The following is a 25,658-nucleotide window of genomic DNA, read 5'->3' as shown; positions in this document are numbered from 1 at the left end:
GTAGATAACGTTACTCATGATTTGGCAAGTCCGTTACCCCGGCATTCGCCGGGTCTCGCTGGCAGATTTGCTCAGGCTCTGGCGGTGCGGGCATGAGTCGGGTTACCGCTGTGCTGCGGGATGTGTCGGTCACCGCGATCGTCGCGGGGTTCCTCTCGGCGCTGATCAACTTCGCAGGGCCGTTCCTGATCGTTCTCGAAGCTACCCGAGCTGCTGGCCTCGATGAAGCGCAGACTGCCTCCTGGGTGTGGGCGCTGTCCATCGGCAATGGGGTGTGCAGCATCGTGCTGAGCCTGTTCACTCGTATCCCGGTCATCGTGGCCTGGTCGACGCCGGGAGCCGCCCTGCTGATCGCTTCCCTGGGTGGCTTCTCGTTCGCGGAGGCGGTCGGGGCGTTCCTTGTCGCATCGGTCGCCGCGGCCGTCGCAGGCTACACCGGCTGGTTCGGGTGGCTGCTCTCCAAAGTCCCCGGCCCCATGCTCCAGGCGCTGCTCGCGGGCATCCTGCTGCCCTTCGTCGTCACCGCAGCGGGAGCGTTCGCCAGCGCCCCGGTGATCGCCGGATGCATCGTGGTCACCTTCTTCCTCGGCAAACGCTTCTTCGACCGCTTCGCGGTCCTCGCCGCACTCGCCGCGGGCCTCATCGCGACCTGGGCTACGGGATCGTTCCAGGAGGTCGCGCCCTCGCTCACGCTGGGTGGCCCGGTGTTCACGATGCCCGTGTTCACGCCCGCCGCGCTCATCAGCGTCGCCCTGCCCTTGTTTATCGTCACGATGGCATCGCAGAACGCGCCCGGCCTGGCACTCCTGCACTCGCAGGGCTACCAGCCCAATGACCGGCTCTTGGTCGGCACCATCTCGACCGTCTCGGCGATGCTGGCCCCCTTCGGCGCGCACGGCATCAATCTGGGCGCGATTACCGCCGCAGTCGCCATCGGCCCGGAGTGCCACCCCGACCGCACCAAGCGGTACATCTCTGGTCTCTCGGGTGGCCTCGCCTATCTGCTGGTCGGTTCCTTCGGCGGCGTACTCGTTGCCGGGTTCCAAGCGATCCCCACAGAGACCGTTTCCGTCGTCGCTGCCGTCGCGCTCCTGGGCGCGGCGCTCACGGCGCTCACCGGCGCGATGAGCGGCAACACCCGCACCGGCCTCGCCGCGATCACCACCCTCGCCGTCACCATGTCAGGCGTCGTCATCCTCAGCGTCGGCTCCGCATTCTGGGGACTGATCGCGGGGGCCGCAGTCTACCTCGTGCTCACCCCGGCACGGGAAGCGTCTGGCCGCGCCAAGACGAGGCAGGAGGCCGACGTGACCGCGTGACACCGCTCCTGCCGCTCCCACTGAGGGGCGGCGTAACCCGCAAGTTCGCCCCGCAGCGCATCAATGCGTTGCTTTCATTTCAAGACGCAAGGACACATCAATGACTACCAAGATCGCCCCGACCATCCGCTTCCTGGCCCCTACCGACGAAAACGAGTGGCGCGCCCTCTTCCGCGCCTACCGGGAGTTCTACAAGCTCGAAGAATCCGAGGAAGTCGTCTCGCGCGCCTGGGGCTGGTTCATGGATCCCACCCACGAGTGCAAGGCCCTCGTCGCTGAGGCAGACGGCGAGATTCTGGGCTTCGCCCACCACCGCCGGTTCTCCTCGCCCTACACCGGCACCTCGCACATCTTCCTCGACGACCTGTTCACGACACCCGCAGCTCGCGGGCGCGGCGTCGGACGTTCACTCATCGGACGCTTGACCGACATGGCCGCAGCCGAGGGCCGCGCCGGGGTGCAGTGGATGACCGCAGAGGACAACCACCAGGCACAGGCGCTCTACAACACCCTCGCCACTCGAACCGCTTGGGTGACCTACGACGCCGAGCCGACCCCACGATGATGCCGCTCTATTTGCCAGTAGTTCCTCTCTGCCGACAAGTAGCGGCTTACGGCTCCGCAATTCGCTGATGCTGAACGTGCGAGAGAACAATGGTATCCAGCGCCGTTCGGACATTCACAAGCGGTCATAGTGAACCACGGGTTCCTTTCGACTGCGTGAGACTCGTGTTCGTCCGTGACGGCACGCTGATCCTTGACACCGGCCGCGCCAGACCCGCGTTCGCTACCCCCGGCGACACGGTGCTGGTCGCGGCCGGTGCGCCATTCGGATACCGCGCAGAGGCTGCGGTCATGACCACCACGCTCCTGATCGACACGGACTATCTCATCGAGCACTTGTTCTGGCGTTACCTCGACCTGATCCCCGACCGTGACGCCGCCCGAGAACTCGCCGTCAAGCTCTACCCCGACCCCATACAGCTTGTCCGTCTCGGAGAACAAGGTATCGAACGGCTCGCGCCGACCCTCGATGAACTCGGCACCCTGACAGAAACACACCAAGATGCAGCGGTCTACTTCCGCACCCATGCGCTGCTCCTGACGACGCTCGAGGTGATCGTCCCGCACCTTCGACACGCTCCAATCGAGATGCCCCTGCTGACAGCACGCGAACGCGCTACCCACGTCGCCTCTCCGCGATGGCGAGCATTCCGGCCCGTCCGCCAAGAGGCCGCGCAAGTAGCGGAACTCCTGCACCACAGACTTGCGGAACGATGGCGGGTCAAAGACCTCGCTGCGCATGCCTGCTTGTCATCCAGCCAGCTAAGACGAGTGTTCAAGGACTCCTTCGGAGTGTCACCGATGACGTACCTCTCGATCCTGCGTGCGCAGGAGATGGCACGTCTTATCCGCGAGACGAACGAGCCCATCGCCACCATCTCCACGCGCGTCGGCTGGGCACCCCAAGACGGGCAAGCATCAACGATCTTCCGCCGATACATGGGCACAAGCCCAAGCAACTACCGACGTCACGGCCCACCGAGCACATCCCCAGAGGGGCCAGGCATCGGAACCATACCGGCCAGAACTCATAACGCTGATTCTCGCAGCGGATGAGTCATCGCGAAGCGCAGTCTCCATGATGCAGATTCACCCTCAGCCCGCGCGCCCACGCCTGCCGGGCGGCAGCAGACCCTTGGAGCGGGCGCGGGCGACCCACCCCTGCGCGGTCGAGAGCGGCACCCGGCTGATCTCAGCCATGCGCGCAGTCGGGTTGGGTTCCCCGTCGTCGACGAGGAGGGTGTGTTGCAGGGCGACGACTTCGTAGAAGTCCGGGGTGCGCTTCGGGTTCCCCAACGGTTTCATGACCTCGGTTGAGCGGAGTATGCGGCCGGAGGGCATCGTGAGTGTGCCACCCTCGAACCGGGTCGTACCGGTGACGGCGAACTGGCGGCGGTTGATCGCCGCCTCGATCCGCGACGTGGGCAGGTTCCGGAGCATCGGGCTTGCCACCGGATCACCGGCCTGTTCGGGCAGGTACACGATCCCGGTGATCCGCACCTCACCCATCGGCTCCTGGAGCAGGACGTACTGGCGCTGCAACCGCAGCAGCACGCGCGTGGAGGACTGGACGTGCTGGATGAGGAACCAGCGCCCATCACGACCATCGTTATACCCGGTCAGGTCCCCATCCGGCCCCGGCGTCGGGTAGACCCGCCTGTCGTACCTGAGCGCCGCGTCGATGGCCACCGATTCGGCAGCAGAGGCGATCACGGGCGGATCGGGCATCACCCAGCCCGCTGGCAGGTCTTCGGGGACCAGCAGCGGAACATCCTCCACGTCTTGACTCATGCCTCCAGGGTAGTGGAACCTCTGATTCATCTCAAATAATGGCCATTACGCCAAGAGTGTGTTACCTTGATATGGCGTACCTGCTATCGCATGAGATTGAGGTGAGTGTTCTGACCCCAACCCCGACCCGTGAGCGCCGTTCCCGCGCGGCGCGGGGCTGGGGTGCGCACTCGTCGGGGTCGGGGTCGGGGAGTGATCCGAGGCAGCTCCGCCTCCGCACGATCCGCCGCTCGGAACCGGACGTGGGGAAGCTGGTCGAGTGGGTGCTGAACATCACCCAGGCCCGCTACGACGCCTACCGCAACGGACAGCCCGACCCCTACGGCCTCCCGGCTCCTCAGAATCTGAGCCTGATGTCAGATGCGCGGGGCAGAGTAGAGGAAGAACGAGAACCCGAACTGCGCCAACGAAGGAGCACCGCATGACCCCGAACATCGTTCCTACGCTCACGCCGCTTGGTGCCGTCGTCCTCGGAGTGGGTGACCGGCCGGTGCTGCTGGCTGTGTCCTACCTGCGCGTCTCGACCCGTGAGCAGGCCGAGCGCGGCGGCACCGAGGAAGGGTTCTCCATCCCCGCCCAACGCGAGGCTAATCACCGCAAGGCCGACGAACTCAGTGCGCGGATCGTCCGCGAGTTCGTGGACGCGGGCGAGTCTGCACGCTCCGCCGACCGCGACGGGTTGCAGGAGATGCTCGCATTCATCGCCGCGACACGGGTGCAGTTCTGCATCGTGCACAAGCTCGACCGCCTCGCCCGCAACCGCGCCGACGACGTCGCCATCCACCAAGCACTCATCGCTGCTGGTGTCACGCTCATATCCGCGACGGAGTCGATCGATCAGACGCCGTCGGGGATGCTCGTGCACGGCATCATGTCCTCCATCGCCGAGTTCTATAGCCGTAACCTCGCCACCGAAGTCACCAAGGGATTGACGCAGAAGGTCGCCCAGGGCGGCACGCCCATGCGCGCACCCATCGGCTACCTCAACGTGCGCCGCATCGACGACAACGGCCGCGAGATACGCACCGTCGAGGTCGATCCCGAACGCGCCCCGCTTATCACCTGGGCATTCGAGCACTACGCGACCGGGGAAACCTCCGTCACCGGTCTCCTGCGGGAGCTGACAGCACGGGGGCTGCTGACGGTGCCGACACCGAAGCGCCCCTCGAAGCCGCTCGGGAAGAACACGCTCTACAAGCTGCTGACGAACCCGTACTACGCGGGCGTGATCCGCTACAAGGGCGCACTGCACCCCGGCGCGCACGACCCGATCGTGGAACCGGAACTGTTCGACAAAGTGCAATCGCTACTCCGGGCGCGGACGGCGAAGATGACCCGGCACGTTCAGCACGCCCACCACCTCAAAGGACTGTTGCACTGCGGCACCTGCGGGTCCCGCATGCTGCTCGACTTCGCCACCAATCCACGCGGCACCACCTACGCCTACTTCATCTGCTCCGGCCGCGCCGCCAAGAAGACCACTTGCACCAGACGCGCTGTCCCCGTCGCAGTCGCCGAACGCCTCGTGGCGGACTCGTACGCCTCGATCACGATCGGCGACGCCACCTATCAACGGCTCGCGGCTGACGTGGATGCGGCGTTCGATAAGCGCAACGCGGGCCAGGATCAGGAAGTTGCTGACTTGACCGCGAACCGGGCACGCCTGGAGGCAGAGTCCGACAAACTCCTCGCCGCGCATTTCGCCGACGCCATCGACCTCGACACCCTCAAGCGGCATCAAGACCGCATCCGCACCGGCCTCGCCGACATCAACCGTCGCCTCGCCGAGCACAGCGAACATCACACCGGCGGGCGCGCGTTCCTCCACGACAGCCTGCGGCTCCTCACCGACGCGCACCGCGCCTACGCCCACTCTGGCGACGCCGGCCGGCGGCTCGCGAATCAGGCGTTCTACACACGCTTGGACATCACCGACGACGAACAACTCCGGCCACACCTCGCGGAGCCGTTCGCGACGATCTTCCGCGAAGCCCACGACACCGGCGACGAAGGCAAGGAAGCCAAACGGGAACACGCCACCTCTACCGATGTCGCGTGTTCCCGTAAGACACTTTGGGTGGAGCCTAGGAGATTCGAACTCCTGACATCTTGCTTGCAAAGCAAGCGCTCTACCAACTGAGCTAAGGCCCCGTACGTATTTATTGTACGTGTTTTTTGTTATTCAATTTTTCGTGGGGCTACCTGGACTTGAACCAGGGACCTCTTCATTATCAGTGAAGCGCTCTAACCGCCTGAGCTATAGCCCCGCAACCGAGACGACTTTACCGGATTTTTGGTAAATCTTCGAATCGACCTGATGCGGGGGAGTGCCGGGTGTGTCGCATCCGGTGCTCCCCCGCTATCTCTGCAGTTATCGCGCCTCATTCAATGTGAGGGTTCCCACCGCAACATCACCCTCGATGACGTTGTTCGACCGCGGTGAAGTCGTCAGTCGATTACGCACGCCACCCACCGCGTTATCAACGTCTACGCGGTATGCGGCACGGGGGAGTGTGAGGTCGAGTGTTCCCGCTGCCACGTCAACAGAAACGCGACGAGGAGCCTTTCCGGTCAATTCTGCTGTCATGCGCCCGGCCGACATTTCGAAGTCTGCGTCACGCACACCCCGCGCTCTCACGTCGGCGCTTCCTGCCGCAAGAGTGAGTGTTAGTTCACGAGCTTCGGCATCAACAGTCAAACGTCCGGCACCCATTTCTATGTCGAGGGAACGGTATTCGCCATTCACTCGCACGTCGCCGCCGGCGAGGTCGAGCGAGGCATCGAGGCCCCGCCGCTCCAGACTCTTCGGCAATGTGATGATGGCGGTTCCAGCGGTTGCTCGGTGGAGTCCCGGAAACGAAAATCCGTTATCGTCGCCCCACGTCCATCCAAAAAATGTCGATGTCGAGGCGACAACAAGCGTGCCTGCTTCTTCTCGCATGGTCCAGTTCGTCAATCCTGGGCCCTTCACATCGAGGGTTGCCTGCTCAACATCCGCGAACTCAATGGTCACCGTTGCGTAGCTGGCATCAACAACGAGGTCGGTAACCGTATCGGTATCGATCTGCGTCGACGATGAAACGACAGATGGTGAAAGGTTCACTGACGCGGCGAAGGCCGAGCCGCCCATCACCATAATCAGCATCGCGGCACCCACCGCAGCGAGCGTTGCCGTGATCCACGCGCGTCCGGCCCGAGCCGGCGCTTGGTGGGTTGAGGGATTCTCGTTCACTTTTGTCCTCCTGAGGGATACGGTGCGAACCCACTCCCGTTGGTGTTCTCTATGTGCGCGATCGCGGCGAGCACTCGTCGATTGCCGTGCTCATCGGCGTCGAGCCCAAGTTTCATAAAAATTGCGGTGATGTGCTTTTCTACACTTGCCGCCGACAAAAACAGTGCATCAGCAATCGACTGGTTGGAACGGCCTTCTGCCAGCAGCGCCAACACGGTTCGCTCGCGCTCTGTCAGGCTCTGCATGCGCTGGTCCTGGCGGCGGCGCCCCAACAGCTGCGACACCACTTCGGGGTCGAGCACGGTCGCGCCGTCGGCGATGCGTTCCACTGTGTCGACGAACTCTGCCACATCCGCAACCCGGTCTTTCAGCAGGTATCCCAAAGAATCGGGCTGCGTTGCAATAAGGTCGCTTGCATAGCGTTCTTCGACATACTGCGAGAGCACGAGCAGAGGTAGTCGAGGGTGACTCTCCCGCAGCTGCAAAGCGGCCCGTATTCCTTCATCAACATATGTTGGTGGCAGTCGCACATCTAATATGCAAAGTTCCGGATGCCGCTGCTCTACGCTCTCCACGAGCTCCGAGGCATCCGGCAAAGCCGCTACCACTTCGTGCCCTGCATCGGTCAACAAACGCACGAGTCCTTCGCGCAAGAGAACCGAGTCTTCACAAATCAGAATGCGCACGGCACCGTCACCTCCAAGCTTGTTGGGCCACCCACGGGGCTATCTAGCCGAGCGGTGCCTCCGGCAGCCGTAACCCGGTTGATGATCCCATCGAGCCCACCTCCTGGCTGCACGTGCGCACCACCTACTCCGTCGTCTTCTATGCGAGCCCACAGTGTTCCATCGGGTCGTTCACGCACCGATACCCGGCTCAGTGCTGCGCGCGAGTGCTTGGCGGCATTCGTCAGTGACTCAGCAATCGCAAAGTACACGGCGGCTTCCGCATCGCGCCGTTGCTGTGTGACAGCGCCTTCTCCGCGCGGTTGCATTCGTACATCCAGACTCACCGGCACAGGAGAGCGGCCCGCCAGAGCGGACAGTGCTGCGTCGAGACCGCGATCATCGAGCACTGACGCATGTATGCCGCGCGCGAGCTGGCGTAGTTCGGTGATGGCCGACTTGGTCGACGTATGTGCCTCGTTCAACAGTTCTTTTACAGCAGCCAGATCACTATCAACCTTTTGCTGAGCCATACCCAGCGTCATCGCAATTGACACGAGACGCGGCTGCACGCCATCATGCAGATCGCGCTCAATCCTCGTACGCTCGACATTTGCCGCGCGCACGGCACCTTCCCTCTGCGTCGACGTTGCCTGTACCTGTGCTTGCAGCTCAGCCACGCGGTCGGGGCGAGCAATAATTGCGCGACTAATTGTGCGGTGCAGAAAGACTGCCAGGATGATGAGCCCGACGGCTGCGGCGATACCGAGAAGCGCGGCGACAAATATCCATCGCGATGGAACGTGCGCGCCCCACCGAGTTATAACGCTATCGGAATGAACGAATCGTGCCGCGCCTGTGACCAGCCACCAGCCGATTTCCCGCAGGGCGACCACAACAAAACCACCCAGCACAGTCGCGACAGTAAAGTTAGCGACAGCACGCCACATTCTTCCGTCGATCGCCTGTCGTCCTAGCATCCGTACATAGGCACCAACGCCGCTACCGGATGCCTGACGCCGTTCGAGCGTCGGCACGCCCAGGCCATACAGCGCATCGATCCGCGCAAACTCGAACCATGCTATTCCGTAGAGCGCATATATAACACCGACGAAGACAAAGACTCCGAGTCCCAGAACAAAGAGAAAACCGATTCCCACACCGATCGCCGCGATGATGAGACCAATAACGACAGCGCCGACAGTTCCCAGGGCAGCGAGGTGTAGAAACGTCAACCAAAACCTGAGGGGAGGAGCAGGCGCGTCGTACGCTTGCGGATGCTGTGTGACCATACTTCTAAGCTACGGGCCGGGGATGGTTGGCAACACCGTGTCCACCCGAGACCTTCTTTCTGGAAACCCATAATCGGCGTGCGCGTACACGCTGACCACTGCGCGTGCGCAGTAAAAAGCAGAGCGGGCGGATGCTGGTATGCATCCGCCCGCTCCACTATGTGACTTAGTTCGATGTAAAACCGATGAGGAGACCGCCGGTGATCTTCACTGCGAGGTTATAGAGTCCCGCGATGACAGCGCCCAAGACGGTGAAAACGATGAGGTTGAGAATCGACACAACGGCACCGAACGCCATCACCTGCGACAGGCCGAAGATTTTCTCAAGTGACACCTGGTTATCGGTAACACTCATGACGAACTCGTCGCCCTTGGTGAGAAGGCCTGTGGCTTGGATGACCATGTAGATCAGGAAGAAGCTCACCATGGTGACGATTGCCAGTGATACTGCGCCTAGAAAGGAGAGCTTCACTGCCGACCAGAAGTCAACATAGACCAGGCGCAGACGTACCTGTTTTCCACCCGAACGGTGGGTCGACTTTTTAGCGAGCTTGTCAGCTACCGTGCTCATTCGCTTGTGCTTTCGTTGGGGGTTTCGGGGTCAGACTCATCGAGTTCTTTTTCGAGTCCGTGTTCGCCGTTTCGGGCGATAGCCAAGATCCGGTCTTTTTCATCCGGTCGAGCAAATACAACGCCCATTGTGTCGCGTCCCTTTGCTGGTACCTCAGCCACGGCAGAGCGTAACACCTTGCCGCTGGCAAGAACCACTAAGACTTCGTCTTCTTCGCCGACAATAAGGCCACCGGCCAGACCGCCACGATCATCGTTCAACTTGGCAACCTTGATGCCCAGCCCGCCGCGACCCTGAACGCGATATTCCGCTACGTGCGTGCGCTTAGCGAAGCCGCCTTCGGTCACGACAAACACATAGCCATCTTCTGTGACAACAGAGGCAGACAGCAGGTTGTCATCCCCTCGGAAGCTCATGCCCTTGACTCCCTCGGTCGCGCGTCCCATCGGTCGAAGCGCTTCATCCGTGGCATTAAAACGCAGTGACATTCCGTTGTGGCTGATGAGAATGATGTCATCATCGGCGTCAACGATCATTGCGCTGACCACCTCATCATCTTCGCGCAATCGGATCGCGATGACGCCGCCCTGGCGGTTGGTGTCATAGTCGACAAGTCGCGATTTCTTAACGAGCCCGCCACGAGTAGCCAGCACCAGATAGTCAGCACTTTCGTAGTCGCGGAGTGCCAAGATCTGTGCGATCTTTTCATCGGGCTGCAACGCCAAGAGGTTGGCAACGTGCAAACCCTTCGCGTCACGGCCGGCCTCGGGAACCTCATAGGTCTTCGTACGGTAGACGCGACCCTTGTCGGTAAAGAACAACAACCAGTGGTGCGTGGTGGTAACAAAGAAGTGCTCAACGATGTCATCCGCGCGCAGCTGAGCGCCCTTCACACCCTTGCCACCGCGATGCTGTGAGCGATAGTTGTCGCTGCGCGTTCTTTTTACATATCCTTCGCGCGTAACAGTAACGACCATCTCTTCCTGAGGGATGAGATCTTCCATCGACATGTCGCCGTCAAAGCCCGGAAGAATATGCGTGCGTCGCTCATCGCCAAAACGGTCGAGAATGCCCTGCAGCTCATCGTGCACAATCCCGCGCTGACGCTCGTCGCGAGCGAGAATGTCTTTAAAGTCAGCAATGCGTGCTTCGAGTTCGGTCGCCTGATCGATGATCTTTTGGCGTTCGAGAGCAGCCAGGCGGCGCAACTGCATCTGCAGAATTGCATCGGCCTGGTCGTTGTCGATGTCAAGCAGTTGCTTGAGGCCTTCGCGTGCTTCGTCGACCGTGGGGGAGCGGCGGATAAGAGCAATAACCTCATCCAGTGCGTCAAGCGCCTTCAAATAGGCACGCAAAATGTGCATGCGTGCTTCAGCTTCGCGCAAACGATACGTTGTGCGTCGAACAATCACTTCAATCTGGTGCTGCAACCAGTGAGTGATGAACCCGTCGATAGCGAGCGTGCGCGGCACCCCGTCAACGATGGCGAGCATGTTCGCGCCAAAGTTCTCTTGCAACGACGTGTGCTTGTACAGGTTGTTGAGTACAACCTTCGCGACGGCGTCTCGCTTCAGAACAACAACCAGACGCAGACCCGTGCGATCACTAGTTTCGTCTCGAATATCGGCAATGCCTGTGATGCGGCCTTCGCGAGCCAGGTCACCAATTTTAACCGCGAGATTATCGGGGTTCACCTGATAGGGCAGCTCGGTGATTACGAGGCACGTGCGGCCCTGAATCTCTTCGATCTCGACAACAGCGCGCATCGTGATCGAACCACGACCCGTGCGATACGCCTCATGAATACCCTTAACGCCAAGAATTTGCCCGCCCGTGGGGAAGTCGGGGCCGGGGATGCGGGCGATCAGACCCTCAAGTAGTTCTTCTCGCGTAGCATCCGGATGATCCAGCGCCCACAGGGCTGCCTCAGAAACCTCACGCAGGTTGTGAGGCGGAATGTTGGTTGCCATACCCACGGCAATACCAACGGAACCATTAACCAAAAGGTTAGGGAAGCGCGCAGGAAGAACCGTGGGCTCTTGCGTTTGACCGTCGTAGTTGTCTTGAAAATCGACGGTCTCTTCTTCAATATCTCGCACCATTTCCAGCGCGAGCGGAGCCATCTTGGTCTCGGTATATCGAGGGGCAGCAGCACCCATATTGCCGGGAGAACCAAAGTTGCCCTGACCCAGTGCCAGCGGATACCGCAGCGACCAGGGCTGCACAAGACGAACAAGTGCGTCGTAAATAGGTGCATCACCGTGCGGGTGATACTGACCCATGACCTCACCGACGACACGCGCGCACTTAGAGAACGACTTGTCGGGGCGGAAACCGCCGTCGTACATCCCGTAAATAACGCGTCGGTGCACGGGCTTCAGACCATCGCGTACATCCGGAAGAGCACGCCCGACAATAACCGCCATGGCGTAGTCGAGATAGCTACGCTGCATCTCTGATTGCAGATCAACCTGGTCGATCTTGCCGTGATCGTGAATAGGTTCAGGACGTTCTTCGTCAGTCATTGATTAATCTCTTCTGTCTCTGTTGCTTCCGACACCGAGGGAAAACCCTTAGATATCAAGGAAACGAACGTCTTTTGCATTGCGTTGGATGAAGCTACGTCGAGACTCGACGTCTTCTCCCATCAACACACTAAAAATCTCGTCGGCGGCAACGGCGTCGTCGATCGTGACCTGCTTAAGAGTGCGGGTTTCAACGTTCATCGTTGTTTCCCACAACTCCTTCGGGTTCATCTCACCGAGACCCTTGTATCGCTGTATTCCTGCATCTTTAGGAATCCGCTTACCGTTGGCAAGGCCGTATTCCAACAGCGCGTCGCGCTCCTCGTCACTAAACACATATTCGTGGGGAGAATTGGACCATTTCAGGCGATACAGCGGCGGCATTGCCAGATACACAAAGCCTGCCTCAACAAGACCTCTCATGTAGCGGAAAAGAAGGGTCAGAAGCAGTGTCGTAATGTGTTGACCATCAACATCGGCATCCGCCATCAAAACAATCTTGTGGTAGCGGGCTTTTTCGATGTCAAACTCTTCGCCAATTCCGGTGCCGAATGCCTGAATCATCGCCTGAACTTCTTTGTTGCCCAGTGCCCTGTCGAGGCGAGCACGCTCGACATTCAAGATCTTTCCGCGAAGAGCAAGAATGGCCTGCGTAAAGGGATCACGACCCTGCACGGCAGAACCACCTGCCGAGTCTCCCTCCACAAGAAAGATTTCGCTGATCGATGGGTCTTTGCTCGTGCAATCTTTCAGCTTGTCGGGCATCGCAGCCGACTCAAACACGCTCTTACGTCGAGCGGTTTCTCGTGCCTTACGAGCGGCCAATCGTGCCATCGCAGCATCAATTGCTTTACGGATGACGTTCTTGGCCTGGGCAGGATTGCGTTCAAACCAGTCACCCAACTGGTCGCCAACAACCTTTTGCACAAAAGCTTTTGCCTCAGTGTTACCCAGCTTGGTCTTTGTCTGACCCTCGAACTGTGGTTCACCCAGTTTGATGGAAACGACTGCCGTGAGACCTTCGCGCACGTCATCGCCCGAAAGGTTCTCGTCTTTTTCTTTCAGCAGATTGTTGGCACGTGCATAGCGGTTTACGAGCGTAGTGAGGGCTGCGCGGAAACCTTCTTCGTGTGTTCCACCCTCATGAGTGTTAATTGTGTTGGCATAGGTAAAGACGTTTTCGGTGTAACCGGTCGTCCATTGCATAGCCACTTCGAGCGAAATTTTACGATCAGTGTCTTCTGCTTCAAAAGAGATGACGTCATCGTTGACCGACTCAGCCCGCTTAACGCGGTTAAGGTACTCGACATAGTCAACAAGACCGCGCTCATAAAGGAACACGTCACTGGGCTGCTTGGTAACAACCGTTCCCTCAACTTCATGGTCGTATGCCGAATCTGGCCGCAGATCATGAAGTTCAATACGAAGGCCCTTGTTGAGGAAGGCCATCTGCTGAAAGCGTGTGCGCAGCGTTTCGTAATCAAAGTCAACGCCGTCGGTAAAGATTTCTGGATCTGGCCAGAAAGTAATCGTTGTGCCGGTCTCTTCTGTTGCAGCGCCCTTTTCCAACTTTTGTTGGGGGTGGCCACCCTCGGCAAAGCGATGATTCCAGTAGTAGCCCTGACGCTTAATTTCTACATCAAATCGCGTCGATAACGCATTAACAACAGACGATCCGACGCCGTGAAGGCCACCCGATACGGCGTAGCCGCCGCCGCCGAACTTTCCGCCGGCGTGCAAAATCGTGAGCACCACTTCAACCGTCGACTTCGAAGGGTCGGAGGAGTGCGGATCAACGGGAATACCGCGCCCGTTATCCACCACACGGATTCCGCCATCTTCAAGGATCGTCACCGCGATCGTGTCGCAGTAGCCGGCGAGGGCCTCGTCAACCGAGTTATCAACGATCTCGTACACCAAGTGGTGCAGACCACGAGGGCCTGTGGAACCGATGTACATTCCCGGTCTCTTACGAACCGCCTCGAGACCCTCAAGGATCTGAATGTCTTCGGCACCATAGTGCGACTGTGTTTGGGGTGAGTCAGAACCCCCGGCGGACTGGGTTGTCTTGTTCTCGTCAGAGGGGTTCTCTTGCGTCATCTGAAAGTGAGCTCCACATCAAAATCTGGGTACTCCATGATACCGCGAATATGTCGAGCTTGTCGGCTAAACGCCGTTCTACGCGCCTGAAACGGTCTCCGATGGGATGGGATGTGGGTTAGCCATAGGTATCGCGCGGGCCACGCCCTGGAACCGCTCTAGGGCCCCATTTCCATGAGGGAACGTCCGGTCCAATAAATCGAAGCTCGTCAACACCGGCATCCGGATACTGCTGTTGAATCTGGGTGAGCAGCACGGAACGCATGTATTGCAGCTGCTTCGCCCAGGCCGTGGAGTCACATCGCACCGTGAGTGTTCCGGCCTCTAAAGACACCGGTTCTGAGTGTTTTGCTGTCTCTTCGCCCGCCACAGCAGACCACTGGCGAACCAGGTCTTCACGACTCAGTGTAATTTCCCACCCAGAATCTTTCGCCAGGCGGTGAAGAACCGAACCCAAAACACCCGGGTCTCGACCCGGCGTAAAAGGCTGATTCTCGTCGTCAACAATCCGCTTCTTGCGCTTCCAATGGCGCGAACTGGGTTGCAAGCCGCGCAAACGCAAGTAGGTCGCGACAGTTTCTGGCACGCTGTCGTTACTCATGATCACGCTCATCGATCACAGTCCCAGCATGGATATGTACAACATGCGAATGCAAGACATCAGGAATATCTGCCTCTACCGCAGCGGTCACCAACACCTGTTCGTAACCAGCAGTGATGTCTGCAAGGCGTCGCCGGCGTTGGGCGTCAAGCTCGGCAAAAACGTCGTCCAAAATCAATACGGGGTCTCCTGCAGGAGACTCCGTTCGAAGAAGCTCAGCCGATGCCAGCCGTAGCGCCAAGGCCATCGACCAGGATTCACCGTGCGAAGCATAGCCCTTCACCGGAAGCTCACGAAGATACAGCACAAGATCGTCACGATGTGGCCCAACCATTGTGACACCGCGCTCAATTTCGACCGAGCGTTTTTCGGCCAACGCTCGACGAAAAAGTTCGGTTGTGCCGTCGTCGCCAATCACTGCGTCTGTGCCGACTCCGTCTTCCGGGTCACCGCCGCGAATCGATTGAGCCCAGTGCAGACGCGGGCCGTGATCATCACCAACAATCGACTCATATGCCTGCGCAAGCGGAACTTGTAGGTCGTCGGCCAGTCGCGCACGAACATCAATAATCTCGGAGCCTAAGGAGACGAGCTTTTCGTCCCACACGTCAAGGGTTGTCAGTGCGTCGGCACGTATTCCGCGAGCTCTCGCCGATTTCAACAGTGCGTTACGCTGACGAAGCACGCGCTCATAGTCGGCAATAACACCGGCCAGACGCGGCGATCGCTGCACAAGAAGCTGATCAGCAAACCGGCGCCGCGCCGAAGGATCGCCCCGAACAATCTGCAGATCTTCTGGGGCAAAGAGAACCACGTGCGCATAGCGTGGCAATTCAGCTGGCCGAACGGGGGTGCCGTTGATTCGTGCCTTATTCGTGCCCTGCCGGTTAATTTGCACTTCTACCAGTACACGACGCTCCCCGTGCGCGAGCCGAGCCCGCACAAAAGCCGCTTCACAACCATCACGGACCAGTGGCGCATCGGTCGCGACGCGATGAGATCCGAGTGTGGCGAGAAACACAATCGCCTCGGCAAGGTTTGTTTTTCCCTGGCCGTTACTGCCCACCAGCACATTAGGGCCCCGGTGCAGAGCGAGCTCGGCCGACGCATAATTGCGGAAATCGGCCAGGCTTATATGCTCCACAATCACGTCTGTGAGCCTACCTTCGAGCTACGACATAGGCGCTGAGTGCGCAGCATTCGGAATCAGCGAAGCAACAGGTTGGGTTGCAGCAGGTACTTAAACGAATCGTTGCCGGCATCGTCGACCGATGTTTGCGCGGTAATGAGTACCGGGCTCAGCTTGTTGGCGTTATCGCTCGACGTAAACGTCACACGCACAAATTCGCTCTTCACTGCGCTCAGCGCTTCGCTGAGGTACTGCGGGTTGAGCCCCAAAACAACCTCGTCGCCCTGCACATGGGCCTCAACCGATTCGGATGCCCGGGCTTGTTCACTGCCGGATGCGTCCATGGTGACATCGCCATCCGAGAAAGTGAAGCGCAGCGGCGCCGAACGGTCGAGCACGAGCGCCACACGGCGCACGGCTTCAATAAAGTCACCCGTATTGACGACTGCGTAATGGTCAACCTGCTCAGGAAAAAGCCGGCGAACAGGCGGAAAGTTTCCTTTAATCAACAAAGAAGTGACTGTTTTGTTGCCGGCGGTAAACGCGATGATCTCGCGGTCACCTGCGCCCGAAAACGAAATTTCGATGTTGCCAGCGCTACCAAACGTCTTGCCGACCTCTTGCAGGGTACGAGCAGGTACCAGTGCGGCCTGCTCATGTGCATCGCCATCCCAGGCAACATCACGCAGCGAAACCCGGTAGCGGTCGGTAGCGACAAGGCTCAAAGAGTTTTCTCGTACCTCCAGTTGCACACCGGTCAGCACCGGGGTGACGTCGTCACGAGACGCAGCAAAGGCAACCTGCGCAATAGCTGTACTAAATTCTTCGGCCGGAACAACACCGGATGCTCCGGTTACTTCGGGGAGTGTTGGGTATTCCTCTACCGGCATAGACGCGAGAGTGAACTGCGCTGAACCACAACGCACAACAATGCCACCGTCGTCATCGTGAGTTACTTCGATGGGCGCGTGGGGGAGTCGGTTTGCGATGTCTGAGAGCAGTCGTCCGTGCACAAGGATCGTGCCAGGTTCATCTACCGTGGCCTCGATCGTCGTGCGAGCCGAGGCTTCGTAGTCAAATGCCGAAAGAGTGAGACCAGCATCCGAAGCTTCGATCAAAACACCGGCAAGAATCGGCTGCGGGTTTCTCTGGGGAAGAAGCTTGACCACAAAAGATACGGCTTCGCTGAACACGTCGCGATTGACCTGAAACCTCACGGGTACTCCTCTTGCCGCCGAAAGTGCCAACCCTTCGCCGTTTCTGAAGGGTCGTGGGATCCCATGCTAACGCGTGACTGGCGTTATGCCAGTCGGGTGCGGTGATTTTTTGTGTCATCCCGGATGCTGCGTGCTGTTGTCCACAGTCAAGGTCATCGGAAGCCCTTAACTTTGTAATTCTCTTAACAGTGTTAACACCTGTGGAAACTGTGGATAACCCTGGGGATTGCTTGCGGCTGTTGGGAACTACACGGTTGTGACATGTGGAAATCCTGCGGAATCATTGGGGACAGAGACGAAACTACATGTTTGTAGTTTGGCGAGTTATCCACAGACATGGTCTGGTTGCATGAAGTTCTCCCCTTAACTCGTGCTCGCTATCCACAGGTTATCCACAAGCAATAACAAGAAAAAATCTCTCCCCACAGTGTGCGGGAAGAGACATTTTTCTGCGTGTCGGATGCTGCTAGCGACCACCACGGCCGAGCTGCGTGGTGATTTCTGTGACCTGGTTGTAGATCGAACGACGTTCTTTCATAAGGTCGCTGATCTTCTTGTACGCGTACATGACAGTCGTGTGGTCACGGTTACCAAAGAGCTGGCCGATCTTCGGCAGTGACAAGCTTGTGCGCTCACGGCAGAGATACATCGCAATCTGGCGGGCTGTTGCTATCTGCTGCGACCGACTTGATCCGTAGAGGTCATCGACGGTGAGCTTAAAGTACGCAGCCGTGGCCGTGATGATGTCGGTGGGAGACACAATGTTGTCTTCGGCCTGGTCAACAATGTCACGCAAAACCGTCTGAGCCAGGCTCATGTCAAGCGTTGACCGATTGAGGCTGGCAAATGCCGATACCCGGATGAGTGCCCCTTCGAGTTCACGGATGTTCGAAGAAACAACCGTGGCGATGTACTCGAGTACTTCGTCGGGAATGTGCAGCGTCTCGCTTTGAGCCTTCTTCCGCAAGATGGCGATGCGAGTTTCTAGATCAGGTGCCTGCACATCCGTGATGAGACCCCACTCAAAGCGGCTGCGCATGCGGTCTTCAAACCCGGTCAGAAACTTCGGCGCAACATCACTGGTGATAACGACCTGCTTGTTGTGGTCGTGCAGCGTATTAAACGTGTGGAAGAACGCCTCTTGAGTTTCTGCTCGACCCTGTAAGAACTGAATATCGTCGATCAGAAGAATGTCGACGTCACGGTACCGTGCCTGGAACGCATTGCCGCGGTTGTTTGCGATGGAGTTGATGAAGTCATTCGTGAACTCTTCGCTGGAGACATAGCGCACGCGCACACCGGTATAGAGCGACTGCGCGTAGTCACCAATCGCGTGTAACAGGTGAGTTTTGCCGAGACCGGAGTCACCATAGATGAAAAGAGGGTTGTATGCCTTCGCCGGTGCTTCGGCCACCGCTACAGCAGCAGCATGAGCGAAACGGTTGGACTGGCCGATCACAAAATTGTCGAAAGTGTATTTGGGGTTGAGTCGCGAATCGTGGCGAACAGGAGACGCGGTCTCGAAGGGCGACTCGGGTCGGTTCTCCACAGGAGCCGTGAAATCAGGCAGAGTCATTGGCTCTTCTGCCTGTTCAGCAAGCTCATGGTTCACCACAACTCGGTATGACGTGACTTCGTCGCCAATAGCGGCAAGGGCTTCCATGATGGGCATCCGAAGTCGCTTGTTGATCTGAGCGGCCGTCAGATCATTCGGTACATCAAGATACAGAGTCGAACTCATGACGCCGGCCGGTACCGCGAGACTCAAGAACCCGTGAAGTGGTGGGGTGACTCGCTCATCCTCCTGAAGGGTCTCCAAGAGCTTGCTCCAGATAGGAACTTCAGGGGATGGCGGTGTCGTCATGGTGCTCCGGATGCTCGGAACGGTGAAGAATCAGAGTGCTTCACCTGTGGATAACTGCTCGTGCCACGCTAGCCAGGTACACGCAGGAGAGCAACCTCTCCCCGTCATGACGCGGAAGCATAGCTATGCGTGTCGCAGTGATGACAGCTGTGAAACCTGTGGATAATAGTGCCACGGACCGGGTCGAGTTTGCCATGTGCGTCGGGAAGACGTACCCTAAATCGGTTGACTTATGCCTTTATGGCACCTGATCCCGTTTGTCTCCGGTCGCAGCTATCTCGGAGACAGCAACTCCGGAGATACCTATGAGCAAGCGCACTTTCCAACCTAATAACCGTCGTCGCGCCAAGAAGCACGGCTTCCGCGCTCGTATGCGCACGCGCGCAGGTCGCAGCATTCTGGCGACTCGTCGCGCGAAGGGCCGCTCGCGCCTTTCGGCCTAAGCGTCGTGCTTGCCCGACCGCTTCGTTTAACCCAGGGGAGCGACTATCGACTAGTTGTTCGCCGCGGTAAGCGGAGCGGCGGCGCTTTTGTTGTGACGTCGGTGATGGCCAGCGGTAGCGTCCGCGCACCTAGGTTTGGATTTATCGTGAGTAAACAGGTCGGTACGGCGGTTGTCCGCAATACCGTCCGTCGCCGACTGAAAGCGATCTGTTTCGATATATCTGACACAGTCCCTGCGGGAACCGACGTTGTTATACGCGCTCTTCCTCGGGCAGCCGAGGCATCGTTCGCGGAGCTACGCCACGAGGTTAATCGAGGCATTACGCGAGGTTTGTCATGAGTGTTTTACCGTCGTATGCGGTGGGTGAAGCTCGTGTGCACGCCCGTGATTTAGCGCGTGGCATCTCGTTGCTCCCTCGTAACGGCGTTATTGGTTTTCTTACGCTTTACCGTTGGGCGATCTCACCGCTGTACGGTGACGTATGTCGGTATTTTCCGTCATGCTCGGCCTACGCTGTAACCGCCGTGCAACAGCACGGCGCCATAAAGGGGACTGCCTTGACTGTGTGGAGAGTTCTGCGGTGCAATCCGTGGAGCAAGGGTGGTGTCGATGATGTCACCATGCGCGCAGACTTTCGTTATTCCCTCACGCCCCGAGGGTTCGTCGTCCCCTCTCGAAAGGATTGATCGGTGGGTCTCGACCTCCTTCTAGCGAATTCTGCCGCCCCGGATGACTCGGGCGGCTTCTTCGGCATCATTATGTGGCCGTTCAAGTTCGTCATCGAGGTGATCCTTGTTTCCTGGCACTGGTTGTTGACAACCATTGGTTTGCCGGATGCTGCAGGACTCACCTGGGTACTTTCTATTGTCGGTCTCGTGATCGTCGTGCGAGCAGCGGTGTTCCCGCTGTTTGTTAAACAGATCAAGAGCCAGCGAAAGATGATGGAAATTGCTCCTGAACTGCGAAAAGTTCAGGAGAAGTACAAGGGCAAGCGTGACCAGCTCTCGCGTGAGGCAATGAGTCGCGAGACGATGAGCCTGTACAAGAAGCACGGCACAACACCGCTTTCGAGCTGTCTACCGCTTCTCGTTCAGATGCCGTTCTTGCTGGGTATGTTCTATACGCTCAGCGATATCCGCAAACATGCGCAGTCGGGTCGCGGTGGCGTGGGGATGCTCAGTGCCGAGCTGACTCAGCAGTTCTATGAAGCGAAGCTTTTCGGTATTGCTCCGCTGCACACGAGTTTGATTGACGCGGTAAAGACGAAGCCTGACGGCTGGCACATCACGGTGACTATTCTCGTGATTCTCGTGATCCTGATGATCTCGTCGCAGTTCATTACGCAGCTGCAGATTATTTCGAAGAACCTCGCGCCGGAAGCAAAGGTCGGCCAGGCCTATCAGATGCAGAAGATCATGCTGTATGTTCTTCCGCTCGGCTTTATCTTCTCCGGTGTTTTCTTCCCGCTGGGTGTTGTTATTTACTGGTTCATCAGCAACTTGTGGACCATGGCGCAGCAGTTCCTTGTGCTTCGCGAGATGCCCACACCGGGATCGGATGCTGCGAAGGCGCGAGAAGAGCGCCTTGCTCGTAAGGGCAAAGCCATTAACGCAGAGGGCAAGGTTGTGCCTATAGCGGTGTACGAAGAAGAACAGCGCCGGATGCTAGAAGAGGCCGAACGTGCACGTGCTTCCACGCCTAAACGTCAACAGCCCATGGGTAAAAAGCGTGCGAAGAAGAAGGGTGACACCACGTCATGACGAACGACACTGTGATCGAGGAGCCCACGCAGGAGCTTCTTGAGCGTGAGGGTGATATTGCCGCTGATTACATCGAGGGTCTGCTGGATATTGCTGACCTCGATGGCGATCTGACTCTCGACGTCAAACATGGGCGCGCATATGTGTCGGTAGAAGACGAGTCAGACTCTCTTCGTGTCTTATCTGCTCCCGAGACGGTTCAGGCGCTTCAAGAACTGACACGTATCGCGGTACAGAACCAGACGGGCCAGTTCTCGCGACTCATTCTCGATGTGGCAGGTTCGCGCGACACTCGTCGTCGTCAGCTTGAAAAGCTGGTAGACCACGCAGTAGAAAAACTGGACGATGGGGCATCGCAGGCTTCACTGCCCGCAATGTCGAGCTATGAACGCAAGCTTGTACATGACATTGTGGCCGAAAAAGGTCTTGTCTCTGAGTCGTATGGTGATGGCGTTGAGCGCCACACTGTCATTCGTCGCCGCTGATGTTTCACGTGAAACATGTCTGAGATTCACGAAGTAGAAGAAGAACCCGCCGCGGCTCAAACGCTGTTCGGTGAACGCATCGACCAGGCGCGGGCATTTACCGCGGCCCTGGCCGACCAGGGTGAGGAACGAGGGCTCATTGGTCCTCTCGAGATGCCACGTCTGTGGACACGGCACATTCTCAACAGCGCAATTGCGGCACCGCTGTTTCACGGCCGCTCGGCTGATGTTGGTTCAGGCGCGGGGTTGCCGGGGTTGGTGCTCGCTATCGCGCGCCCCGACGTAGAGTGGACCCTTATCGAGCCGATGGAACGTCGTATTACTTGGCTGAACGAGCAGGTCAATGAGTTAGCGCTGACGAACGTTACCGTGCTTCGTTCGCGAGCAGAAGACGTTCGACCTCTGGCTGAGTTCGATGTTGTAACTGCGCGTGCAGTCAGTGCCCTGCGAACGCTGATACCGGTAGTCTCGCCGTTGGTGCGCGACGGTGGCGAACTTGCGCTACTCAAGGGCATGAACGCTGCCAATGAAATAGACGCCGCTCAGAAACAGATCAAGAAGTTCAAACTGAGCAGTGTTCGTGTTGAGGTTCTCGGAGAAGAGACGCTTTCAGAAACGACGCGTGTCGTGCGTGCAACGGTTCGCTAGTTTTCCTGCTGCTCGTGAGCTCACGGTGCTCTGCTCATGAAGTCCTGGTAGTCGGATTACTCAACAGTTTGATCGCTGTGACTCCCTCCGTGGTGATCACGCGGCCATGAGTCGGGAAATTCAAGAATGTTTCACGTGAAACTTTCTGTGAGTAGCTCTGTGAGATGTCAGATCATCCGATTAGAGTGGGATGGGATTCATGGTGGGAAGGAGTGAGTGTTTCACGTGAAACAAACGCAGGGGACTGCAGCCTCGCCGAGTTTTGATGACACGCCTCTGGCCCATGAGTTGGCGGACCTCAGTGCTCGCCGCCGCGCGCTTGATACTGCTCGTGTGTCTTTTTCAGGACCAACGAGGGTCTTTACAATTTCTAACCAAAAAGGCGGGGTCGGCAAAACAACTACCACCGTGAACATTGCTTCGGCGATGGCACATCTGGGTGCTCGCGTTCTCGTGATTGATCTGGATCCGCAGGGCAACGCGTCGACGGCTCTAGGAGTGCCTCACTCCGCTGATGTGGCGAGTGTCTATGACGTCTTGATCAACGAGGAATCACTGGAGTCGGTGATTCAGGTAAGCCCAGAGTCGCCTCAGCTGCTCTGTGCACCGAGCACCATTCACTTGGCCGGAGCCGAGATTGAATTAGTGTCACAGGTTGCTCGGGAACATCGACTCCGCACTGCTCTTGATATTTACCTGAACGACAACGACGTAGATATTGTCATTATTGACTGCCCACCGTCGCTGGGCCTTCTCACAATTAACGCGTTGACGGCGGCAACCGAGGTCTTCATTCCTATCCAGTGCGAGTACTACGCGCTGGAGGGGCTAAGCCAACTCCTGGGTAGCATCCGGCTCATTCAAAAGCACCTCAACCCACAACTTCACCTCTCTACAATTCTGCTGACAATGTTCGACGGACGAACCCGGTTGGCACAGCAAGTTGCCGACGAAGTTCGCAGTCACTTTCCGGATGCTGTGCTAGACACCGTGATCCCACGTTCTGTGCGTGTTTCTGAAGCACCGAGCTTTGGGCAAACGGTGATCTCTTACGACGGGCAGTCGGCTGGTGCAGTGGCTTATCGCGAAGCTGCGGTAGAGATTGCGCAGCGAGCTATGGCGGGCGACGACTCTTCAGAACAGAAAGTGAGCAACTAATGGCTAAACGTACGGGGTTGGGTCGGGGGATAGGTGCTCTCATTCCTACATCAGATGGGCAGCCTGCGGCGGCTCGACCGGTTGACGTGTTTTTTCCCGGTGCAAAGATTGGTGAAGCATCGGCCAGTGAGGCAGAGGCGACGTCGGCAGCCTCAGAAGATCTCGTTTCTGTTCCTGGGGCACGGCTGATTGAGGTTGATCCGCAGCAGGTAGTGCCTAACCCACGTCAGCCACGAACGCACTTTGATGAAGACGACCTTGCAGAACTCGTGCACAGCGTGCGTGAGTTTGGTGTTTTGCAGCCGATTGTGGTTCGTCGAAACGCCGACGGCAACTATGAGTTGATCATGGGAGAGCGTCGCACTCGCGCGGCGCGTGAGGCTGGTCTTTCGACGATGCCTGCCATTCTGCGCGAAACAGCGGACGAAGATCTGCTTCGAGATGCGCTTCTGGAAAACCTCCACCGGTCCGAGCTCAATCCGCTCGAAGAAGCATCGGCGTACCAGCAGCTTTTGGATGATTTCGGCATCACTCAAGAACAGTTGGCTACACGCATTGGTCGGTCCCGTCCACAGATCAGCAACACTATTCGGTTGCTGAAGCTCCCGGTGCCCGTGCAGCAAAAGGTTGCTGCGGGTGTGCTTTCAGCAGGCCACGCACGCGCCATTCTTTCGCTCGACACTGCTGATGCCATGGAGCAGCTGTCGAACAAGATTGTCAACGAGGAGCTGTCGGTGCGGGCTGCTGAAGAAGCGGCCAAGAGCGGAGTCGATTCCGCATCAAAGAGTGTGAAGCCACAGGCCGGCGCGCGACGCGCGTACCTCGACGATGTCGCAGCAAAGCTGGGCGATCGACTGAATACCCGCGTGCGTATTTCGTTAGGTGCTCGTAAGGGGCAGATCAGTATCGACTTCGCGTCTATTCAAGACCTCAACCGCATCCTGGATGATATCGGCGCGGAAGGCTTTGGCGGTTAGCTTTCATCTGCGCCAGTAAGGGTCGGGATGTTTCACGTGAAACATCCCGACCCTTAATCGTTATTCCTCACGCGATGTCAGCGACCACGAACGATAGGCCTCGTCGGAGCCGAGCAAGCGCCACACGGCGGGAGTCAGCTCAGGGTAACTCAGTGCAATTCCACGAAGGAGGGTGAACTCTGCATCCCTCGTCGATAATGTTTGCGGATACTCTGCGAGGTGATCGGCACGGAGAAGGAGTACAACCAGTTCATCGATACTCGGTAAGTCATCCATGAACTCCCACGGGTCTTCTCCGCCACGAAGACGTTCGAGAATAAGTACGTCACGCTCGTCTTCGGCTTCGGCGCGCAGGACTTCTAAGCTTGCTCGGGGGTGATGTTCTTCGCGCACTTATCTAGCCTATGTGCTGTGGAGATCAGAGGCGTCGCGGTGATAATCAGAAGTAGACCGTCGCTAGTTGCGGCGCGCAAGACTGTGCAGAAATTTTAGACTGTGCAGAAGTTGTGGAGTTGTGTACAAGTGCTGGGGCAGCGGGTGCCCGAAATCGCATCGGATCCCTTGCGTGGAGCGGAAGTTGGATCAATTTAGAAGACGAGTGGCCTGTGGATAACTCTGTGAATAACATCCGTGTAATGAGCTGCTGGGCGATCGTCTTGCGACGGTGATCCGTTCCTTTGCGTGCTGGTGCCACTGTGGATGATGGGTATGGATTCAGCAAAGTACCGTCCGTTCGCAGCGTTGTTCGAGGCAAATTCGAGAGTGTTGAGCTGACTATAAGATGAGGCGCCCGCTCGCCGGATCGAATGCTGTGGGCACCCACGAGATGCGGAGATCGACGTTTACAGTGGTCGCGGGAGTTTCACGTGAAACATTCTGCGAACGATGCAGTGCATCGAACGCCACGAAGCGGTGACTGTGGCCGCGACTCTTGCACCGGGATTTAGCCACGTGGTTGCGCCTTGCCCCGGCTGTCACCGAGTAGCTGAGTGTCACTGAGAGTAAATGGTTTTGTGCTGGACCTCGTGATTCGGTAGTGCGCATCGACCGAGACCACACACGGTGGAGTGGTGGTTAACAGGCGGCTGATCGCTGCAAACGAATTTCTCTCGATCGGCCGTGGCTATTCGCTTTCGGAGAGGAGTTTGCCACCGCTCATGCTCGATGCACGTCGTCGCTGAGGGGCGCCGCGCGAAGATCGCTGCTGTGAACCAGGCCAGGAGTGATCGTGAACAGTGATGAAAAAATCACCGTGAGATGCTGGACAGAGCAGCGAACGACCGTTGCTAACCAAGTCGCCGCTAGTGCAGGCGTC

Annotated in this window: 23 protein-coding genes, 2 tRNA genes and 1 pseudogene; 12 read left to right on the top strand and 14 right to left on the bottom strand. The window is 58.2% G+C overall.

Annotated features, from left to right (window positions below):
* Positions 1-92 precede the first annotated feature (92 nt).
* From ACQUSW_RS08280 to ACQUSW_RS08270, 3 genes are all read left to right on the top strand, one after another.
* Positions 93-1,319, top strand: a complete 1,227-nt coding sequence (locus tag ACQUSW_RS08280) for a benzoate/H(+) symporter BenE family transporter (RefSeq protein ID WP_428931814.1) — start codon at positions 93-95, stop codon at positions 1,317-1,319.
* 100 nt (positions 1,320-1,419) lie between these two features.
* A complete protein-coding gene (locus ACQUSW_RS08275) occupies positions 1,420-1,884 on the top strand; it encodes a GNAT family N-acetyltransferase (protein WP_428931813.1) in 465 nt (154 codons plus the stop codon).
* A 164-nt stretch (positions 1,885-2,048) separates the two neighbouring features.
* On the top strand, positions 2,049-2,939 hold the full coding sequence (locus ACQUSW_RS08270; protein WP_428931812.1) for a helix-turn-helix transcriptional regulator: 891 nt from the start codon (positions 2,049-2,051) through the stop codon (positions 2,937-2,939).
* A 39-nt stretch (positions 2,940-2,978) separates the two neighbouring features.
* Here the strand turns inward: ACQUSW_RS08270 and ACQUSW_RS08265 are convergent, their stop codons facing one another.
* Positions 2,979-3,674: a hypothetical protein gene (locus ACQUSW_RS08265; RefSeq protein ID WP_428931811.1), complete on the bottom strand. Its 696-nt coding sequence runs from the start codon at positions 3,672-3,674 to the stop codon at positions 2,979-2,981.
* A 421-nt stretch (positions 3,675-4,095) separates the two neighbouring features.
* Between ACQUSW_RS08265 and ACQUSW_RS08260 the strand changes: the two are divergent.
* A pseudogene (locus ACQUSW_RS08260) lies at positions 4,096-5,148 on the top strand (recombinase family protein); the annotation flags it as partial.
* 604 nt (positions 5,149-5,752) lie between these two features.
* Here ACQUSW_RS08260 and ACQUSW_RS08255 read toward each other — a convergent pair.
* The 12 genes from ACQUSW_RS08255 to dnaA all read right to left on the bottom strand — a co-directional run bounded on the left by ACQUSW_RS08255 (position 5,753) and on the right by dnaA (position 18,870).
* Positions 5,753-5,825 (bottom strand) — tRNA-Ala (locus ACQUSW_RS08255).
* Positions 5,826-5,867: 42 nt separating this feature from the next.
* Positions 5,868-5,941: transfer RNA gene (locus ACQUSW_RS08250), tRNA-Ile, on the bottom strand.
* Positions 5,942-6,045: 104 nt separating this feature from the next.
* Complete coding sequence (locus ACQUSW_RS08245) at positions 6,046-6,906, bottom strand: DUF4097 family beta strand repeat-containing protein (protein ID WP_428931810.1); 861 nt, start codon at positions 6,904-6,906, stop codon at positions 6,046-6,048.
* Positions 6,903-7,592 carry a response regulator transcription factor gene (locus ACQUSW_RS08240; RefSeq protein ID WP_428931809.1) on the bottom strand — a complete coding sequence of 230 codons (690 nt, stop codon included), beginning with the start codon at positions 7,590-7,592 and terminating at the stop codon, positions 6,903-6,905. Before ACQUSW_RS08240 ends, ACQUSW_RS08245 begins: the two co-directional genes overlap by 4 nt.
* Positions 7,580-8,863, bottom strand: a complete 1,284-nt coding sequence (locus ACQUSW_RS08235; protein WP_428931808.1) for a sensor histidine kinase — start codon at positions 8,861-8,863, stop codon at positions 7,580-7,582. Before ACQUSW_RS08235 ends, ACQUSW_RS08240 begins: the two co-directional genes overlap by 13 nt.
* Positions 8,864-9,029: 166 nt before the next feature.
* Complete coding sequence (locus tag ACQUSW_RS08230; protein WP_428931807.1) at positions 9,030-9,434, bottom strand: DUF3566 domain-containing protein; 405 nt, start codon at positions 9,432-9,434, stop codon at positions 9,030-9,032.
* The gene (gyrA, locus tag ACQUSW_RS08225; protein WP_428931806.1) at positions 9,431-11,959 is read right to left on the bottom strand and encodes a DNA gyrase subunit A; all 2,529 of its coding nucleotides are present in this window, start codon (positions 11,957-11,959) and stop codon (positions 9,431-9,433) included. Before gyrA ends, ACQUSW_RS08230 begins: the two co-directional genes overlap by 4 nt.
* 48 nt (positions 11,960-12,007) lie before the next feature.
* Complete coding sequence (gyrB, locus tag ACQUSW_RS08220; protein ID WP_428931805.1) at positions 12,008-14,059, bottom strand: DNA topoisomerase (ATP-hydrolyzing) subunit B; 2,052 nt, start codon at positions 14,057-14,059, stop codon at positions 12,008-12,010.
* A gap of 118 nt (positions 14,060-14,177) precedes the next feature.
* Positions 14,178-14,660, bottom strand: a complete 483-nt coding sequence (locus ACQUSW_RS08215; RefSeq protein ID WP_428931804.1) for a DciA family protein — start codon at positions 14,658-14,660, stop codon at positions 14,178-14,180.
* Complete coding sequence (gene recF / locus ACQUSW_RS08210; protein ID WP_428931803.1) at positions 14,653-15,810, bottom strand: DNA replication/repair protein RecF; 1,158 nt, start codon at positions 15,808-15,810, stop codon at positions 14,653-14,655. The genes ACQUSW_RS08215 and recF overlap by 8 nt, the downstream gene beginning before the upstream one ends.
* 56 nt (positions 15,811-15,866) lie before the next feature.
* Entirely contained in the window at positions 15,867-17,006 is a 1,140-nt protein-coding gene (gene dnaN / locus ACQUSW_RS08205; protein ID WP_428931802.1) for a DNA polymerase III subunit beta, read from the bottom strand.
* 466 nt (positions 17,007-17,472) lie between these two features.
* Positions 17,473-18,870 carry a chromosomal replication initiator protein DnaA gene (dnaA, locus tag ACQUSW_RS08200; RefSeq protein WP_428931801.1) on the bottom strand — a complete coding sequence of 466 codons (1,398 nt, stop codon included), beginning with the start codon at positions 18,868-18,870 and terminating at the stop codon, positions 17,473-17,475.
* A 305-nt stretch (positions 18,871-19,175) separates the two neighbouring features.
* Here dnaA and rpmH point away from each other — a divergent pair, with 305 nt between their 5' ends.
* The 8 genes from rpmH (at position 19,176) to ACQUSW_RS08160 (ending at position 24,343) form a co-directional block, all read left to right on the top strand.
* Positions 19,176-19,313 (top strand): 50S ribosomal protein L34, encoded by a 138-nt coding sequence (gene rpmH / locus ACQUSW_RS08195; protein ID WP_428931800.1) that lies wholly within the window; start codon positions 19,176-19,178, stop codon positions 19,311-19,313.
* 5 nt (positions 19,314-19,318) lie between these two features.
* Positions 19,319-19,654: a ribonuclease P protein component gene (gene rnpA, locus ACQUSW_RS08190; protein WP_428931799.1), complete on the top strand. Its 336-nt coding sequence runs from the start codon at positions 19,319-19,321 to the stop codon at positions 19,652-19,654.
* Complete coding sequence (yidD, locus tag ACQUSW_RS08185) at positions 19,651-20,001, top strand: membrane protein insertion efficiency factor YidD (protein ID WP_428931798.1); 351 nt, start codon at positions 19,651-19,653, stop codon at positions 19,999-20,001. Before rnpA ends, yidD begins: the two co-directional genes overlap by 4 nt.
* A 3-nt stretch (positions 20,002-20,004) precedes the next feature.
* Positions 20,005-21,075, top strand: coding sequence for a membrane protein insertase YidC (yidC, locus tag ACQUSW_RS08180; protein WP_428931797.1), 1,071 nt, complete (start codon positions 20,005-20,007; stop codon positions 21,073-21,075).
* Positions 21,072-21,560, top strand: coding sequence for a Jag family protein (locus tag ACQUSW_RS08175; RefSeq protein ID WP_428931796.1), 489 nt, complete (start codon positions 21,072-21,074; stop codon positions 21,558-21,560). The genes yidC and ACQUSW_RS08175 overlap by 4 nt, the downstream gene beginning before the upstream one ends.
* 15 nt (positions 21,561-21,575) lie before the next feature.
* Positions 21,576-22,208: a 16S rRNA (guanine(527)-N(7))-methyltransferase RsmG gene (gene rsmG / locus ACQUSW_RS08170; RefSeq protein ID WP_428931795.1), complete on the top strand. Its 633-nt coding sequence runs from the start codon at positions 21,576-21,578 to the stop codon at positions 22,206-22,208.
* Positions 22,209-22,424: 216 nt separating this feature from the next.
* Positions 22,425-23,366 (top strand): ParA family protein, encoded by a 942-nt coding sequence (locus tag ACQUSW_RS08165; protein WP_428931794.1) that lies wholly within the window; start codon positions 22,425-22,427, stop codon positions 23,364-23,366.
* The gene (locus ACQUSW_RS08160; protein WP_428931793.1) at positions 23,366-24,343 is read left to right on the top strand and encodes a ParB/RepB/Spo0J family partition protein; all 978 of its coding nucleotides are present in this window, start codon (positions 23,366-23,368) and stop codon (positions 24,341-24,343) included. The genes ACQUSW_RS08165 and ACQUSW_RS08160 overlap by 1 nt, the downstream gene beginning before the upstream one ends.
* Before the next feature lie 60 nt (positions 24,344-24,403).
* On the opposite strand, the gene ACQUSW_RS08155 is transcribed toward ACQUSW_RS08160, so the two are convergent.
* Entirely contained in the window at positions 24,404-24,736 is a 333-nt protein-coding gene (locus tag ACQUSW_RS08155; RefSeq protein ID WP_428931792.1) for a tryptophan synthase subunit alpha, read from the bottom strand.
* Positions 24,737-25,658 lie beyond the last annotated feature (922 nt).

This window comes from Microbacterium luticellae, assembly GCF_050408645.1.
Lineage (GTDB): Bacteria > Actinomycetota > Actinomycetes > Actinomycetales > Microbacteriaceae > Microbacterium.
This window is presented reverse-complemented; position numbering and strand designations above follow the sequence as displayed.

Excerpts from the sequence above, each read along its gene's own strand:
- gyrA (WP_428931806.1), bottom strand. The coding sequence starts at position 11,959 with ATGACTGACGAAGAACGTCCTGAACCTATTCACGATCACGGCAAGATC.
- ACQUSW_RS08265 (WP_428931811.1), bottom strand. The coding sequence starts at position 3,674 with ATGAGTCAAGACGTGGAGGATGTTCCGCTGCTGGTCCCCGAAGACCTG.
- gyrB (WP_428931805.1), bottom strand. The coding sequence starts at position 14,059 with ATGACGCAAGAGAACCCCTCTGACGAGAACAAGACAACCCAGTCCGCC.
- rpmH (WP_428931800.1), top strand. The coding sequence starts at position 19,176 with ATGAGCAAGCGCACTTTCCAACCTAATAACCGTCGTCGCGCCAAGAAG.
- rsmG (WP_428931795.1), top strand. The coding sequence starts at position 21,576 with ATGTCTGAGATTCACGAAGTAGAAGAAGAACCCGCCGCGGCTCAAACG.
- yidD (WP_428931798.1), top strand. The coding sequence starts at position 19,651 with ATGAGTGTTTTACCGTCGTATGCGGTGGGTGAAGCTCGTGTGCACGCC.
- ACQUSW_RS08175 (WP_428931796.1), top strand. The coding sequence starts at position 21,072 with ATGACGAACGACACTGTGATCGAGGAGCCCACGCAGGAGCTTCTTGAG.
- ACQUSW_RS08160 (WP_428931793.1), top strand. The coding sequence starts at position 23,366 with ATGGCTAAACGTACGGGGTTGGGTCGGGGGATAGGTGCTCTCATTCCT.
- ACQUSW_RS08215 (WP_428931804.1), bottom strand. The coding sequence starts at position 14,660 with ATGAGTAACGACAGCGTGCCAGAAACTGTCGCGACCTACTTGCGTTTG.
- dnaA (WP_428931801.1), bottom strand. The coding sequence starts at position 18,870 with ATGACGACACCGCCATCCCCTGAAGTTCCTATCTGGAGCAAGCTCTTG.
- ACQUSW_RS08230 (WP_428931807.1), bottom strand. The coding sequence starts at position 9,434 with ATGAGCACGGTAGCTGACAAGCTCGCTAAAAAGTCGACCCACCGTTCG.
- ACQUSW_RS08235 (WP_428931808.1), bottom strand. The coding sequence starts at position 8,863 with ATGGTCACACAGCATCCGCAAGCGTACGACGCGCCTGCTCCTCCCCTC.
- ACQUSW_RS08275 (WP_428931813.1), top strand. The coding sequence starts at position 1,420 with ATGACTACCAAGATCGCCCCGACCATCCGCTTCCTGGCCCCTACCGAC.
- ACQUSW_RS08280 (WP_428931814.1), top strand. The coding sequence starts at position 93 with ATGAGTCGGGTTACCGCTGTGCTGCGGGATGTGTCGGTCACCGCGATC.